This is a genomic window from Billgrantia ethanolica (genome assembly GCF_021404305.1).
Classification (GTDB): Bacteria; Pseudomonadota; Gammaproteobacteria; order Pseudomonadales; family Halomonadaceae; genus Halomonas; species Halomonas ethanolica.
Window position 1 is genome coordinate 1 of the sequence record NZ_JABFTX010000054.1, and the last position, 288, is coordinate 288.

Sequence of the window (288 nt, forward strand, 5' to 3'; positions counted from 1 at the left end):
TGATCCTGGCCCTCTACATCGAGCCGAGCTGGTTGGCGGCCTTGCAGCGCGGACTGGCGTTGAGCGGTCGCCCCGACTTCTTTTCCAGCCCCTGCATCGAACTTACGTCCCGTATGCGGGATCATGCGGACCTGCTGATCGATGCCATGTTTTCTTTCGGCTTTGTGCCTCAGGGCAGGCTGGAAGAGCTGCTTTTTGATTTGCTGATCGGGATCACCGAGAAACACTCCGAATTGCGCCACCTTTCCAGGCTGCGAGTGGGCGTTGCCAGCGACTTCTACGATGCTC

General features: G+C 58.7%; 1 pseudogene. It reads left to right on the top strand.

The features are described from left to right. Positions 1 to 288 (top strand): annotated as a pseudogene (locus HOP53_RS21470) (AraC family transcriptional regulator); the annotation flags it as partial.